14 protein-coding genes are annotated in these 14,932 nt (G+C 65.8%); 4 read left to right on the top strand and 10 right to left on the bottom strand.

The annotated features are described in order from the left end of the window. Nucleotides 1–109 precede the first annotated feature (109 nt). A complete protein-coding gene (locus C1A30_RS09790; protein WP_101948061.1) occupies nt 110–1,129 on the top strand; it encodes a LacI family DNA-binding transcriptional regulator in 1,020 nt (339 codons plus the stop codon). Between the two features lies 1 nt (nt 1,130). Here C1A30_RS09790 and C1A30_RS09785 read toward each other — a convergent pair whose 3' ends face one another. Genes C1A30_RS09785 through C1A30_RS09745 form a run of 9 tightly spaced genes read right to left on the bottom strand, consistent with a single transcriptional unit; the run spans nt 1,131 to nt 10,932 of the window. Next, entirely contained in the window at nt 1,131–2,450 is a 1,320-nt protein-coding gene (locus C1A30_RS09785; protein ID WP_369974149.1) for an aspartate aminotransferase family protein, read from the bottom strand. Between the two features lie 41 nt (nt 2,451–2,491). After that, nucleotides 2,492–3,469, bottom strand: a complete 978-nt coding sequence (locus C1A30_RS09780; RefSeq protein WP_101948060.1) for a biotin-dependent carboxyltransferase family protein — start codon at nt 3,467–3,469, stop codon at nt 2,492–2,494. Continuing rightward, nucleotides 3,462–4,355, bottom strand: coding sequence for an allophanate hydrolase subunit 1 (locus tag C1A30_RS09775; RefSeq protein ID WP_101948059.1), 894 nt, complete (start codon nt 4,353–4,355; stop codon nt 3,462–3,464). The genes C1A30_RS09780 and C1A30_RS09775 overlap by 8 nt, the downstream gene beginning before the upstream one ends. After that, on the bottom strand, nt 4,352–5,113 hold the full coding sequence (locus C1A30_RS09770) for a LamB/YcsF family protein (protein ID WP_235009803.1): 762 nt from the start codon (nt 5,111–5,113) through the stop codon (nt 4,352–4,354). Before C1A30_RS09770 ends, C1A30_RS09775 begins: the two co-directional genes overlap by 4 nt. Before the next feature lie 31 nt (nt 5,114–5,144). Further along, nucleotides 5,145–6,383 (bottom strand): sugar ABC transporter substrate-binding protein, encoded by a 1,239-nt coding sequence (locus tag C1A30_RS09765; protein WP_101948057.1) that lies wholly within the window; start codon nt 6,381–6,383, stop codon nt 5,145–5,147. 1 nt (nt 6,384) lies between these two features. Next, nucleotides 6,385–7,398 carry an ABC transporter permease gene (locus C1A30_RS09760; protein WP_101948056.1) on the bottom strand — a complete coding sequence of 338 codons (1,014 nt, stop codon included), beginning with the start codon at nt 7,396–7,398 and terminating at the stop codon, nt 6,385–6,387. Continuing rightward, nucleotides 7,395–8,390, bottom strand: coding sequence for an ABC transporter permease (locus C1A30_RS09755; RefSeq protein WP_235009801.1), 996 nt, complete (start codon nt 8,388–8,390; stop codon nt 7,395–7,397). The genes C1A30_RS09760 and C1A30_RS09755 overlap by 4 nt, the downstream gene beginning before the upstream one ends. Further along, nucleotides 8,387–9,862 (bottom strand): sugar ABC transporter ATP-binding protein, encoded by a 1,476-nt coding sequence (locus C1A30_RS09750; protein ID WP_101948055.1) that lies wholly within the window; start codon nt 9,860–9,862, stop codon nt 8,387–8,389. The genes C1A30_RS09755 and C1A30_RS09750 overlap by 4 nt, the downstream gene beginning before the upstream one ends. 8 nt (nt 9,863–9,870) lie before the next feature. Beyond that, nucleotides 9,871–10,932 carry a phosphotransferase gene (locus C1A30_RS09745; RefSeq protein WP_101948054.1) on the bottom strand — a complete coding sequence of 354 codons (1,062 nt, stop codon included), beginning with the start codon at nt 10,930–10,932 and terminating at the stop codon, nt 9,871–9,873. 212 nt (nt 10,933–11,144) lie between these two features. Here C1A30_RS09745 and C1A30_RS09740 point away from each other — a divergent pair, with 212 nt between their 5' ends. After that, nucleotides 11,145–12,353, top strand: coding sequence for a helix-turn-helix domain-containing protein (locus C1A30_RS09740; protein ID WP_101948053.1), 1,209 nt, complete (start codon nt 11,145–11,147; stop codon nt 12,351–12,353). On the opposite strand, the gene C1A30_RS09735 is transcribed toward C1A30_RS09740, so the two are convergent. Next, nucleotides 12,350–12,976 (bottom strand): TetR/AcrR family transcriptional regulator, encoded by a 627-nt coding sequence (locus tag C1A30_RS09735; protein WP_101948052.1) that lies wholly within the window; start codon nt 12,974–12,976, stop codon nt 12,350–12,352. The two genes, C1A30_RS09740 and C1A30_RS09735, sit on opposite strands and share 4 nt — an antisense overlap. A gap of 63 nt (nt 12,977–13,039) precedes the next feature. On the opposite strand from C1A30_RS09735, the gene C1A30_RS09730 reads away from it, so the two are divergent. Further along, the gene (locus C1A30_RS09730; RefSeq protein ID WP_101948051.1) at nt 13,040–14,260 is read left to right on the top strand and encodes an oxygenase MpaB family protein; all 1,221 of its coding nucleotides are present in this window, start codon (nt 13,040–13,042) and stop codon (nt 14,258–14,260) included. Nucleotides 14,261–14,318: 58 nt separating this feature from the next. Then, nucleotides 14,319–14,903, top strand: a complete 585-nt coding sequence (locus C1A30_RS09725; RefSeq protein ID WP_101948050.1) for a TetR/AcrR family transcriptional regulator — start codon at nt 14,319–14,321, stop codon at nt 14,901–14,903. The last annotated feature ends 29 nt before the right edge of the window (nt 14,904–14,932 follow it).

The raw sequence follows: 14,932 nt of genomic DNA, 5'->3' as shown, positions 1-14,932 counted from the left end.
ACGTTTGACGCAATCGTTTGTGTAACTTCCGTCAAACGTTTGTGTAAAACGGTTGGTAACGCGTGAGGTCTTATAGGGTGATGGCCATATCAGGGAGGACAGTTAGCTGATGGCGTCGCAACAGGGGCCCATGACGCTGCGCAGAATCGCCGACGAGCTCGGGGTCAGCCCGTCGACGGTGTCCCGCGTGTTGGCCACGCCAGGCGGTGAGGCGTTGCGGTGGGGCTCGCCCGAGACCGTCGCCCGGATCCGCGCCTTCGCCAAAGAGCACGGGTACTCCCCCAACCCGCAGGCGTCCAGCCTGCGCACGCGGCGGTCGGGGTTGATCGGTGTGCTCGTGCCCCGGCTGCAGGACTATGTGTTGGCGACGATCTACGAGGGCATCGAGGAGGCCGCGTCGGAGGCCGGCCTGTCGACATTCGTCACCAACTCGCTCGACATCGACGAGAACCAGCGGGCGCGGACGCGGATGATGATCGATCGGCGCGTCGACGGCCTGATCTACGGCGACGCGCACCTCGATCACGAGTTTCTCGACCAGGTCTACGCGGAAGGCATCAAGTTCGCACTGGTCTCGCGGACGGCGGGCGACTATCCGTCGGCCACCTGCGACGACGAGAAGGGCGGCCGGCTCGTCGGACAACATCTGGCCGACACCGGTCGGCGCGACGTCGCGGTGGTGGCCGGCCTGGAGTTCGCGTCGACCGCACGCAACCGGACGAACGGCTGCCTTGCTGCGTTGGCGGAGAACGGGATTCACGTCCCGCCCGAGCGGGTTGTCTACACGGGCTTCGATCCCGCTGGTGGCCGCGCGGCCGCAGAGCAGATCCTGGCGCACGGTTCGGTGCCCGACGCGATCTTCGCCACCAACGACTTCGCGGCGATCGGGGCGTTCGGAGTGCTGCGCGACAAGGGAATTCGAGTACCCGACGATGTCGCGTTGGTCGGGTACAACGACACCCCGCTGGCCGAAGGTGGCGCGGTTCCGCTCACCACCATCAGGTCCCCGATGCACGAGATGGGTCGGCAAGGCGTCCGGCTGCTGCTGGAAGTGCTGGCGGGCCGCCGCCCCGAATCTGTGCTGCTCGCACCGGAATTGATCATTCGCGGCAGCAGTATGGCTGCGTGAGTCAGCGCGGCAGGTGCGCCAGCACATCGTCGAGTTCGGTCAGCAACATCGTGGCGTGCTCAGTCGAGAACGGCAGCGGTGGCCGGATCTTGAGTACGTTCTCCTTGGGGCCGGAGGCGCTGATGAGGATGCGGCGATCACGAAGCTCGTTGACCACCAACGACGCTGTCGCGGCGTCCGGGGTGATCCCGTCCTCGCTGACGAACTCGACTGCGGTGAAGAGCCCGCAACCGCGCACACCGGCGATGCCGGGGTGTCGCAGCGCCAACTCCTGAAGACCCTGCAGCAGCGCCTGGCCCGTACGACTCACACTGTCCAGCAGCTGTTCTGATTCGATGACGTCGATGACCGCCGTGGCAGCGGCGATGCTCACCGGATTACCGCCGAAAGTGTTGAAGTAACGAATATCTCGGCCGAAGGCGGCCATCACCTCGTCGCGACCGACGACGGCACCGATCGGCACCCCGTTGCCCATCGGCTTACCCAGCACGGCCAAGTCGGGCACGAACCTGTGCCGCTGAAATCCCCACCACGTCGACCCGAGTCTCGCGAACCCCGGCTGAACCTCGTCGGCGATCCAGAGCCCGCCGGCCTCGCGCACCGCACCGGCCGCGGGTTCCAGCAGGCCTGGCGGATCGGACTGCACGCCGTCACTGGACATGATGGAATCCACGATCATTCCCGCGAACCCGACGCCGCGCCCGCGCAGATCGGAAATCGCTTGGCGGACACGGTCCGCGAAGTCCTCGGCCATGGTGGCGGGATCATCGCGCTGGGTGTCAGGGGCGGTGACCAGTGCCACGTCGGAGCCGATCCGGTTGTTGGGCCCGAGGCTCGGTGAGATGGCTGCCGCGGCCGTCGTCGTGCCGTGGTAGGCGTGGGAGGTGCAGATGATGCCCTCGGCGCCGGTTTCGTAGCGGGCGATGCGCAGCGCCAGGTCGACCGCCTCACTGCCCGTGCACGTATAGACGACTTTTGTCAGTTCCGGTGGGAACAGGTCGAGAAGTCGTTCCGAGTAGGCGATCACAGGCTCGGTGAGGTAGCGGGTGTGGGTGTTGAGGGTGCCGAGCTGCTCGTTGACCAGCCGCTGCACGTGCGGGTGGCTGTGACCGACGGCCGGGACGTTGTTGTACGCGTCCAGGTACCGGTTGCCGTCGGCGTCGTGCAGCCACACTCCGGAGCCGCGCACCGCAACCACGGGATGCCGGTAGAACAGGCGGTAGCTGGGCGCGAGGACGGCCTCGCGGCGGCGGATGAGGGCTTGCGCCTGCGGGTCGAGCTGATCGAACTCCGTCCCGTCGAAGGCGTTCGCCATGTGCAGTGTCTTCGAAGCCACCGTCTCTCCTTGCTTTTCGCGCACAGTCAGCTCAGCTGCGCCGACCGATAGATGCCTGCCACCGTCGAATCGCGCGCACGTCGGGCGGCGACGGCCTTGTCGATGTCGACGTCGACCAGCCGGACAGTGTTGGGTGCCTGCAGCTGCGCCAACGAGTCGATGTCGACCCCGATGACGGTTCCGATGGTCGCGTAGCCACCACCGGTCACACCGTCACGCAGGAGACAGATCAACTCCTCGCCACCGGGGACTTGGATGGACCCCATCGGATAGCCGAGATCGACGACGTTGCTGGGGTCGGCACCGGCCCCGAAGGGCGCTTCCCGGTCGACGAATTCCAGCGGCGGCCCGGTCAGCCGGTAGCCGACCCGGTTGGCCTCGGTGCCGACGGTGAAATCGGATGACAACATCTTCTCGATACTGACGTCGGTGAACCGATAGCTGCACAGTCCCAACACAATCCGGATCTGTTGGTGGGTTTCCAGAGACGGGCGCAGCGCTTCGTCGACGACATGGCCGAGTCGTGGATAGGGTCCGAACTGATCCGCGCACGGCAGGACATCGCCTGCGCGGAGCTCCCGCCCGTCGACTCCGCCGATCCCCGACTGCAGATACGTCGACCGACTGCCCATGACCACCGCTGTGCCGATGCCGCCACGCACGGCCAGATAGCTGCGAAGGCCCTTCAGCGCGGGCCCGACGGTCAGCACCTGCCCGGCCCGCACCGGCAGCGTCGTCCATGACGGCATCGACACCCCGTCAAGCGTCAGCCTCACCTCGGCGCCGGTGACGGCGACGACGGTGTCGCGGCGGAAATGCAGTGTCGGGCCGATGAACACCGACTCCAGGGTGGCTGCCGCCGGGTCGTTCCCGACGAGCGCGTTGGCGACGTGGTGAGAGAAGTAGTCCATCGGACCGGATGGGGGAAGGCCGATGGCGAAGTAGCCGTTACGGCCCTGATCCTGCACCAGGGTCTGGACGCCGGGTTCGACGACGTCAAGCATGACTGAGCTCGCTGAGCAGAGATTTGTTGTATGTCAACGGGTCGTCGAAGAACGCCGCAAGGCCGAATTCAACCGGTACCCGCCGATAGCGGTAGGTCGCGCCCTGCACGTCCTTGCGGATCGCGTCGTACTCGTCGTGGTCGATGGGCCGGTACTTGACGATCATCCCCGCCTTGGCGAGTACGGGATCGTCTGCGAAATCGGGAAGTTGCTGCGCCAGATCGAAAACGGGCGTCGCGGCGCGGCCGAGGAGTTGGTATCCCCCTGCGCCGCGGGCGGGATAGATGGTCGCAAAGGCGCCACCGTGGCCGAGCGCGCGTTCGGGAGTGTCGGTTCGGGGCCGCACATACTTCGGCGCCTCCAACTGCATGCCATCGGGCACCAATTGCATCGACTCGGCGTTACCGGGTACGAAGCACATGAATGTGACGATGAACGGATTTCCCGAGTGCGCGGAAATGAAGTCGTCGACCGAGCCGAAATCGTTGATCCTGCTGATGTATTCGAGGTCAGTCTCCTCGGGCGACTGGTGCCGGTCCCTGAACCGCATCGCGGTCTCGGTGCTCCACGGGTCGTTGTAGAAGATCGGCACCTCGAGGATCTCGGTGTCCAATACGACGTCGGTGGTGTCGACGAAGCGGCGGTGCTGTTCGGTGATCGGTTCGTGCAACGAGCGCGGGTCGCATCGGTCGGGGTCGACGCGCAGCATGTAGCTTGCGTTCGAGGGGCAGATGTCGATGATGCCGTCGAGACCGAGTTCGGCCAGCCCGTCGGTGATCGCCTGGATTCGCAGCGCCCCCGACAACGACATGTACTCGGTCAGCTCGACGAAGACGAATTCCTCACCGCCGAAGCTCAACCGGGATCCGTCGGGCAACTCGGTCACTGGTCGTCCTCGAAGACCGATCGCACCATGATGTCGTTGTCGGCCAGCACCCGCCTCATCTCGGTGGCCACTGCGACGGAGTTCGGCCGATCGCCGTGAACGCAGATGGTTTGCACCGCCATCGGGACCTCACGCCCGGACACCGTCAACACGGTGCCACGGGCCATTCGAAGCGCTTGCTGGGCAACCGCTTCGGGGTCGCGCGGCTGCGGTCGCGCCTCGATGATGTTTCGTCCGTCCTCGTCGAAGTCGAGATCCGCCGCGTTATCCGCGATGACCGGCAAGCCGGCGGCGCGCAGGGCATCGGCACCGGGGCCGGGGGCCAGCAGCATCGGGATTCCCTTCTGCAGGCCTTGCAGGGCTTCGCCGATCGCCACGGCCCGCTGCGCATTGGTGACGATCGAACCGTAGAACGACCCGTGCGGTTTGACGTGGCTGAGTTCGACGCCGAAGCGACTGGCGATTCCCATCAGCGCGCCGACCTGGTACAGCACGTAATCGACGGCGTCGGTGTCGTCGATGACGATCGGTCGCCGCCCGAAACCCAGTAGGTCGGGAAATCCGGGATGCGCGCCGATGTTCACGCCCGCCTCGGCGGCCATCTCCACCGATTTGTGCATCGTGGCGGGATCGCCCGCGTGCCAACCACATGCGACGTTGACCGTCGTGACGAGCTTGACCAGGGCGCTGTCGTCACCCAGGTTCCACCTGCCGAAGCTCTCGGCGATGTCGGCGTTGATGTCGATTCGATTGGTCACCGTGGTGTCCTCTCCGCTCATTTTGGTGCGGTCACTGCCGGTCTTCGACGCAACCGGGAAGTCCGGACGGGTTCTGCACGCCTTCGACGTCGCCGTCCCTCCATCCACTGTCACAGTGTCCCCGGGTGTAGACCCTTCGCCATTCCGGTTGCGCGAATGCAGAAACGTCACCGAGGGGGCTCAGGCCTTCCATCGGCTGGCCGGTCTTGGCGGCGGCCAGCGAGCTTTGCGGTAACAGGTCCTTCTGGAAGATCTCCGTGACGAAGGTGTCGGACTCGTTCGGGAAGAAGTTGCACCCCCCGACGAATTCATTGCCGGGACATGGCTTTGCGGTCTGGGTGGTGACCCACGGTAGCGGCATCTCGACGTTGTGCGGCACCGAGTCGGGTCCCTGCTCCAGGATGCGCAGCCCGATGCGCATTGCGACGCCTGCCTGTGCCGGTGGCGAACCCGAGGAGATGCCCGGCCAGCCTTGGCTCAGCATCTTGCGGAAATAGTTGCCGTTCTCTCCCGTCACGGGGATCTTCTTACCGGCCGCCTGAAGCGCCTTGACCACCCCGACTTCGCCGTCCTGCGACCAGATTCCGTTGACGTCGGGGTGCGCCGCCAGCGCTTTGGCGGTCTCCTGCTGGCTGACCGCCGAATCCCACTTGCCGTAATACTCGGCGACGACCGTGATGCCGGGATACCGGTCGAACACCGCCTTGGCGGTGTCGTAGTGGACCTGATCGGTCGCAGTTCCCGGGACGCCTCGGTTCATGAAGATCCTGCCTTTGCCGCCAAGCATCTGTGCAAGCGCTTCTGCGGTCTGTGCGCCGAAGAAGGCGTCGCGGGGATCATCGACGCGCGCACCGGTGATGAAGGCGACGTTGTAGGCACAGGGTTCGCGGACCGTGGAGTCGTAGGCGATGAACGTGACGCCCCGTTCGCAGCCCTGCCGGATCGTCGGGTTCAAGGCGGTGGGTGACAGCGGATAGAGCACGACCAGTTTTGCCTTGGCGGCGATCATCGACTGCAGATCCGAGATCTGCTTCTGGATATCAGTACCCGAGATCTGTTTTCTGACAACGTATTTACCGGTGTACTCCGGGGAGTTCGCCACGGCGAGCGCCAGGTTGGCGGCCTCGTCCTGCCAGTTGTTGCCGCTGTAGCTCAGGTCGAGAAAGATCTTGTCTCTGCCCGCGTCGGGGTCGGCGCAGCCGCTCATCGCGAGTACGGCTGCCGCGAGCAGCGTTGCGGCCAACACGGTGGCACGTCGTAATCTGGTCATCTCAACTCCGCCTGCCCGCCAGGCGCGATCCCAGCAGGGCGATGAGGATCACGGCGCCGTAGACGATTTGTTTGTAGCCCTCGGCCAGGCCGGTGGCACTGATGTCGATACCTACCAGCGTCAGTAGCAGCGCTCCAGCCAACGTGCCGCTGTAGGTGCCGGACCCGCCGCGGATCGACGCACCGCCGACGACGACGGCGGCGATGCTGGGAAGCAGCCAGGGCTCACCGACATTCAGGTCGGCACCCGACGAGTAGCCGAGCAGCATCACTCCCGCCAGCCCGTATGCGGCGCCGGCGACTCCGTACACCGCTACGGTCACCCGCGCGACGTCGACCCGTGCGTTCCTGGCCGCGGCGACGCTGTTGCCCAATGCATAAGCGCGAAGGCCCAACGTCGTCTTGTGCTGTACGACAAGGCCCAGCGCCGCCATCACGAGGAACAGCCAGATCGCCACCGGCACACCGATCAGCGTGGTCTCCTGACGGAACAACGCGGCTAGCCCCTCCGGAGACCGCTGCGCGGGGGCACCGCGGGCCACGCCCAGGAGTACCGACGCGAGAATGGTGCCCACAGCGAGGGTGACGATGAACGGGGGGAACCCGAACCGGCTGATCACCAGACCGTTGATGGCTCCCACCGCAGTGCATGCGACCACCGCGATCACAACCGCCAGCACGGTGGGAAGACCTGCCGCCCACAAGGATCCGGTGAGATAGGCACCGAGAGCAACTGCGGAGGCGACCGACAGATCGATGCCGCCGGTCAGCACGACCAGCCCCTGCCCGAAGGCGATCACGGCAAGGAAGAGTCCCAGGATCAGCACGTTGACAACCAGGGACACCGACGGGAAGCTCTCGCTTACCAAGCGGGACAACGGGATACACAACAGCAGCAGTATCCAGACGATGAGTGCCTGGTTGCGCAACCAGTCCCGACGCGAGCTGGTCGTCGCGGGCTGCGGTCCGATCTGTCGGGTCGCATCCACCGTCGGTTCGGTGATTCCTGAGGTCATCGTGCCACCCCTTCCTGGACGGCGGATCGTGGTCGCGCCGCGAGCCGCATGGTGATCACCGGGATCGCGAGCGCGATGAGGATGACGGTGCCCTGCAACGCGCCCGACCAGAAGTCCTCGATGCCCGCTGCGAAGAGCAGCTTGGGCAGCGCCACCAGGCTGCCGGCCCCCAGGATGGTGGCCACCGCGCTGCCCGAACCTCCCCGGAAACCGACCAAACCCAGGGCCATCGCCGCAAAGCATGTCAGCAGGAAAGGCCGTCCGGCGTTGGGATCTCCCGAGGCGGTGATGGCGGTCAGGTAGATGCCCGCCGCCGCATAGAGTCCGCCGGCGAGGGTGTAGCAGATGATCTCCACCGTCCCGACTCGAATACCCGACATCAGTGCCGCCTGCCGATCGGCGCCGACGGCGTAGGCCGCCACCCCGATCGACGAGGTGCTGAACGCCCAGCACGCCCCGGCGAGCAGGGCCAGCACGATCAGCGCGACCGGCACCGGGCCGAGGGGATCCGTCAGTGCCAGTGCGAAGGACTCGGGAACCTCGCCGCCCGGCGCCGGGAGCACGACCAGTGCGACGCCCGTCAGGATGATGAACGTGCCGAGAGTCACTGCCAACGACTGCAAACCAGCCCGGACGACGAGCAGACCGTTCACCAATCCGACGAGCAAGCCGACCGCGATGACCACCAGCACGATCAGCCAAGTCGCATCCGGATACTTCGCCATCGTGGTGGCAGCGACGACGTTCGAGAGGCTGATGGTGCCCGCGACCGACAGGTCGAATCCGCCCGTGATGAGTACCAGGGTCGTGCCGACCGCGGCGATCGCCAGCGGGGTCATCAACACGACGAAGTTGTTGAAGGCGTAGCTGTTCCGTTCGAACGGCGTCACGAACAGCACCGATCCGTAACACGCGATGAACACGATGGCGGCGATGCGGGTTTCCCGGTTGGTGCCGACGCTGCGGCGGGTCAGGGATTCGATCATGCTCATCGGACGACCTCCGCGTTGCGGCCCAGTACGCTGCGCATCACCGAACTCTCGATGAGTTCGTCTGCGGTGTGTTCGGCGACGATCCGGCCGTCGTAGAGCGAACAGACGCGGTCGCACAATCCGACGAGTTCAGGAATCTCGGTCGAGTACACCAGCACCGCGTGCCCCTTGGCCGCGAATTCCCGTGCCAACTTGTAGATTTCCAACTTCGTCGCCGCGTCGACGCCGCGGGTCGGGTCGAACAGCAGCAGGCATCGGGGTGATTGAGCAACGGCCCGACCGAACACCACCTTCTGCTGGTTGCCTCCCGACAGGTCGGCGATGCGCTGCTTGAGCATCTTCGGTGCGAGGTTGACGTCGGCCGCCACCTCTGCGCTGAGCTGGCGCTCTCGTCGTCGCGACACCACCGATCCCCGCGCGAACCGCGACGTGAGGGGCAGCGTCAGGTTGAAGTCGGCGCGCATCTGAAGAAACAGCGCCTCACTCTTGCGCTCCTCAGGAACCAGAGCGAAATCGACGGATCCCGACTTGTCCGCAACAGCCAGCGTGCCCGCGTGCGGGCGCAGCTCGCCAGCCAACGCGTAGAACAGCTCCCGTTGACCCTGGCCCTCGAGGCCGGCCACGCCGACGATCTCACCGGCCCGCACCTGCAGCGACACCCCGGTCAGCTTGGTGCCCGCCGACAGTTCGCGGACGTCCAAAACCACGTCACCGAAGCTCTTTTCGTCGGGCTTGGCGGGAAAGGCGTGGTTGAACGAGCGACCGATCATCAATTCGACCAGCTCGTCCTCGGATAGTTCGCCTCGGGTGAAGCTTGCCACCGTCTTCCCGTTGCGCAGTACCGTGCCGGTGTCGCAGATCGCGTTGATCTCGTTGAGCTTGTGGCTGATGTAGATGACCGCGGCACCCGATGCCGTGACGCGGTTGAGCTGCCGGAACAGCCAGCTGGGGTCGGGCAGTGCCGCCGTCGGCTCGTCGAGCACCAGCAACGACGGCGAGCTCGACAGCGCCGCAACGATTTCCACCTGTTGGCGAGCGGCCAGGCTGAGTTCGCCGATCACCGCGTGCGGGTCGAGGTCGTCGGCCTCCCATTCACGCAGCCGCGCGCGCGCCTTCTCGAGCAACGCTCGTTGCGATACCGCGAATCCGAAGCGGGTCGGCAGGTTCGGCAGGCACAGCTTGGTGGCAACCGTGATGTTCGGCGGGGCGGACAGCTCTTGGTAAGCCATCGCCAGACCGATCTCACGGGAGTCTCGCGGGGAACCCAGGTGTAAGGGTTTGCCGCCGATGTGCACGTCCCCCGCGTCGGGTTTCACCACGCCGGAAAGCACCTTCATCAGGGTCGACTTACCCGCACCGTTCTCCCCGAGCAGCCCGTGCACCTGGCCCGCTTCCACGGACATCGAGACATCCGACAACGCGGCGGTCGCGCCGAATCTCTTACTGACATTGCGTATTTCGATATGCGCCATGACCAGCCTCAGGATCCATTCAGTCGGGTGGGACGCAGGCCGCACATTTCCCGGAGGTGCGCCGCCGCCGATGGTGGGTCGACCTGCAGAACGCGGTGCAGGGCGGGCAGGGTGTGACGCACCCGCATCGCACCGTATTCGGTCGGATTGGACTTTCCGCGAACCGCCCACGTCAGCGCCTGAACGCACAACCGCGCCGCCGCCAGCGGATAGGCCACCGCCAGTTCGGCATCGAGCAGCGGTGTGACGTGGTGGTAGCCGGCGATGACCAACCCCATCGCTGCGAGGGGATCGTCTTTGCGAAGCATCGCGTAGGCGCCGGCGATCGCCGGTTCGGCGACCCGCACGGTGTACAGGGCGTCGTTGAAATCCAGTACGCCCGCGACTCTCTGGACTCCGTCGACGTCCTCGACGAGGACGTTGTTGTCATTGAGGTCGTTGTGCACCATGGCCATGGGCAGCGAGTCGAGAAGCGGCTCGACCTCTCTGAACCAGCCGAGAGCCGTGGAAATGTCCGGATTGTCGTCAAGCGTCGGATCCAGCGCGAGGCACTCCTCGATCACCTCGGCGGAACGCGTCACATCCCAGTGGTGGGTGTCATGGAGGGTGTCGGATTGAAACCCGTTGAGCGCCTTGGTCACCCGCGCGGCGGTTGCCCCGATGTCGACGAGCAGCCCCTCGGAGTGGTTCTCGACGCGCACCATGTCGGTTCCAGGGACCCAATTGAGCAGGGTGAGCAGCCAGCGTTCAGCACCGACGTCGAGGCTGACGCCCAGGTCACCGTCGATGGTGGGGACCAAGGTCGGTACTGCGAAGTCGAGCTGTCGATCGGCGATGTGCAGCAGGATCTCCTTCTGCCACTGCAACTGACCGCCGCGATCCGCTTTCGTGCGCAGCTTGGCGAGGAAGGTCCGCCCGCCGCCTGTCGAGACCCGGTAATTGCGGTCCAACTCGCCGCCCAGAAACGTCAGGTCGGCGCCCACGAGTCCATAGCCGTCGGCCAGGCGGGCAGAGACAACCGCCCGCGCCAACTCGTCCGTATCCGCGGACTCGACGGACGGCTTCGACATCGTTCTCCTTTCCGGGACGACGCATCGGTTGCGTTTTCAACGTGTCGTACAGCACATTCAATGGCGGCAGAATGCCCACGTCAATGCGCGTGATGGCGCACGATTCGACCGGATCAAGTGCACTTTGCACATTTTGCGTCCGGTCGGGCGGCTATTGTTTCTGGCGAGTTGCTCCCGTGTGAGGAGCGCATCTCGAATCGAGAGGAGCGCAGATGGCTGACTCCGACCAGACAACCCTGTTGATCCGGGCGGCCGCACGCCGCTTGCTCAACATCCGACTCCCGCAGATCATCGACAGCGCGGTGGAACAGACCATCAACGACGAACCGGTGTACTCCGCGGGTGTCGTCAGCGAGGACGATCTGCGTTACCAGATGGACCGCACAATGCGTCTCGCGCTGGCCCGCCTCGTCGGCGACGACATCCCGGACGATGTGAAGACCGCGGCGCTCGACGTCGGCCACATCAGGGCGCATCAGAACGTTCCGCTGTCGAGCGTGCTACACGCCTTCCGCATTGACCTCAAGACACTCTGGGAGGCGTTGATCGCCGAAGGCCGTGCGCTCGGCGTCGATACCCGGGCCGACTTCCTCGAGCGTTCGTCGTTGATGGTGTGGGAGTCGATCGAGGCCAGCACCGAGGAAGTCGTGCACGGTTACCAAGTCGCGCAGGGCAGCCGGGAGGAGATCCGTTCGGCGGCGTTCGAACAGTTGCTGCTCGAGGGCGATCACAACCAGCCCACCGTCGACAACGCCGCGCGCATGCTCGGGCTGCCCGCCACCGGTCACTACGTGTGCCTCGTCGGCGCTTTCCCAAGCCCGCGACCGGAATTGGTGGCGGAATGCGTGACCCGCCTGGACGCCGCCGGCTACGACTACTACTTCAACTGGTTCGCGCAGGAGCTTCGCGGCATCGTCCACGTGCCCAGCCGGCACATCGACGTCACCACCGATCTCGCACCCCTGAAGGAACACACGTGTTCGGTCATCGAAGCCGACGGCCTGTCCGCCGTACCGAGGGCCATCCGACTGGCACGAATGGTGGTCGGCGGGCGGTCGGACCCCGGAGTCCGTCGCGTGCGGGACAATTGGTTGCACGCCGTCACCGCCGCCAATGCCGAACTGTCGGAAGCACTTCACGCCGCGGTGTTCCGGCCGCTCGACAACCTCACCACACACGAACGCAACGGCATCCTCGAAACTGTGGGTGATCTGGTCGCGCACGGCGGGACGATCGCGGATATCGCCGCGCGAACCTTTCGACACCGCAACACCGTTCGCAAACGGCTGGCTGCCTTCACGTCGCTGACCGGACTCGACCTCGCCGTCACCAGCGACCTCGCGACAACCGCCATAGCGTTCGCGGTCGAAAGTTCGAAATCCGGCCGTACTGACGCCGCGGCGGCACTTGGCCTCGGTTAGCCGATGCCGTTGACCACCGCGACGCACAGGTCCGCGCAGATGGCCGCGAGTTCGGCCGGAGTCTCCACCGGATCGTCGAGCCAGGTCTCGATGAGGTGGTTCACGCCGCCGACCATGAACAGCGCGCCGCGACGCAGCGCCACCGGACTCGGCGTCTCCTCGCCAAGGACATCGGGCGCGTGCTCGATGATCAACTCGGTGATGAGGTCGAGTATGTGTGCGCGGTGTTCGGCGAGTCCCGGCACGCTGCTGACGTCGCGGGTCGCGATGCGGTGCACGTCCGGGTTCGCGGCGATGATCTGGAGGAACGCCGAAAACGCGGGCCGCAGTTTGTCGTTGAGCGAGCCGGGATGGCCGACGCCCGCCTCGACCAGCGCGGCCAGTAACTCGTCGCGCACCTCGTCGGCGACGGCGAACAGCAACGCCTCCCGATTGTCGAACTGCTCGTAGAAGTACCGGCTGGTCAGTCCCGCGGCGCTGCAGACGCCGCGGACCGTGACCTCGGTGACGCCGGATGCGCCCCAGATCTGCCGCGCGGCGGTCAGCAGCTTTTCGCGCCGTTCGGTGCGGCGGTCGTCCGCGCTGATGCCGCCGTAGTCGCGCACCACCTCTGCGCGTTTCATTGACGCGACACTACTCGCGTCCTACATTTGGACAACGCTTGTTATCAGAACTGGAGAGTGTCGATGAACCAGCCCGTTCCGGCTCGCCATCCGGCCGCACCGGGTCCGGTGCCCGCCGCGGTCCGCCTCTTCGCGACCGTGCTCGGGGTGCGCGAGCCGACGGCCGAGCGGTGGCGGAAGCTCGGCGAGCATCTGACCGTCGGCGACGCGCCGATGGACCGCCTGGTGGAGTGGATGTCGTCGGCAGGCATGGAGCAGACCCGTGCACTGTTCGATCGCGCCCTGACGTACGGCATCGCGGCCGTGCCCGAGGCGCCGGAGCCGCTGCGTGAGTTCTTCACCGCCGTTGAGACGGTGCCGGACTGGGTGGACTGGAAGCTGATTCGGCTGGGTCAGCGCGCGATGCGTCGCGGCGGCGCCGACGGCATGTACGTCGCGCGCGACGTGTCGTTGCTCGGCGGCTATCAGTTCTCCGGTTTCAACAGGACGCTGATTCGCACCGGCGCACTGGAGAAGGGGTCCAACAAGCGGTTCGCCGAGACGATGCAGTGGGCGATGGACGTCATCGCCGAGAACGGGATGGCGCCGCAGGGTGTGGGCTATCGGTCCACGATCCGGGTGCGGCTGATCCACGCGTTCGTCCGCAGGCATGTCAGCGCGATGCCCGACTGGCGCGGCGACGAGTGGGGTGTGCCGATCAACCAGACCGATATGGCCGCCACCCTCGTCGGCGCGTTGATCGCTCCCCCGACCGGCGGGCTGGGCATGGGACTTGTGTTGTCCCCCAGGGAGTATGAGGGCATCGCGCATTTGACGCGGTACGTCGGATGGCTGATCGGTGTGCACGACGAGTGGCTGCCGCGCGACTTCCGCGACGGGATTCGGGTGCTGTATCACACGGTGGCCGCGCTGTCGGAGCCCGACGAATCGACGAAACAGTTGGCGATGCCGATGGCCGAGGATCCGATGCAATGGCACTACCGCAGCGTGGCGGGGCTGCGCCGTCGTCTGGCTCGGGCGCAGCATCTTTCGGTGACGAGCGGGTTCCTCGGTCCGCGGGCGATGCGCGCGTTGGGGCTGCCTGCGTACATTCCGCCGTGGTATCCGATGCTGAAACTTCCGGTCAACTTGGTGCGCAGCGTGGCTGCGCTGGTGCGGCCCGGCGGTGTGGACCGTGCAGCGCTGCGTGGTGAGCGCGAACAGAAAGCGTTGCTGCACACGATGATCGGAGACGGTGAGGCGACCATCGGGGCATCGGCGGCCCACGTCACCAAGGTCGCCTAGTTCCTTCACAATGCGAGCACTCTGCTCGCCGATCAGAAACGTGGCCCATACTCATGCCATGAAGGTGGTCGACCCGGACTGCCCGTGGTCGCCACGGGAAGCCGAGCTGCTCAGGGTGACGCTCGAGCTACTGCAGGAACACGGTTATGACCGGTTGGCCCTCGAGGCGGTGGCCACCAGGGCGCATGCCAGCAAGGCCACGCTGTACCGGCGATGGCCGACGAAGGCCGAGTTGGTGCTGGCGGCATTCATCGAGGGCACTCGGCAGGTCGCGGTCGATCCGGATACCGGCACCCTGCGCGGCGACCTGCTGTCACTGGGCGAGCAGATCCTCGCGCACGTCAGCACCCACGCAGGCACTATCCGCGCGGTGCTCGTCGAGGTCTCCCGCAACCCCGACCTCGAAACGGTGATGCAGGAGCAATTTCTCGCTCAGAAGCAAGCGCTCGTGGGCGACGTGCTGCAGCGAGCCGTCGAGCGCGGTGAGATCGTCGCGTCGGCCATCACCGAGGACCTGTGGGACGTATTGCCCGGCTACCTCATCTACCGGTCGGTGCTGACCGGGCGGCAGGCAACGGCCCGCACCATGGCCGAGCTCGTCGACAACGTGCTGATCCCCAGTCTCAGTCGTCACAACGCGTGATGGACGGGTTGTGCGGTCCGGTCCCGTAC

It is taken from the genome of Mycobacterium sp. 3519A (genome assembly GCF_900240945.1).
GTDB lineage: Bacteria > Actinomycetota > Actinomycetes > Mycobacteriales > Mycobacteriaceae > Mycobacterium.
The sequence above is the reverse complement of the archived record's forward strand: the minus strand, read 5'-3'. Positions and strand labels throughout refer to the sequence as shown.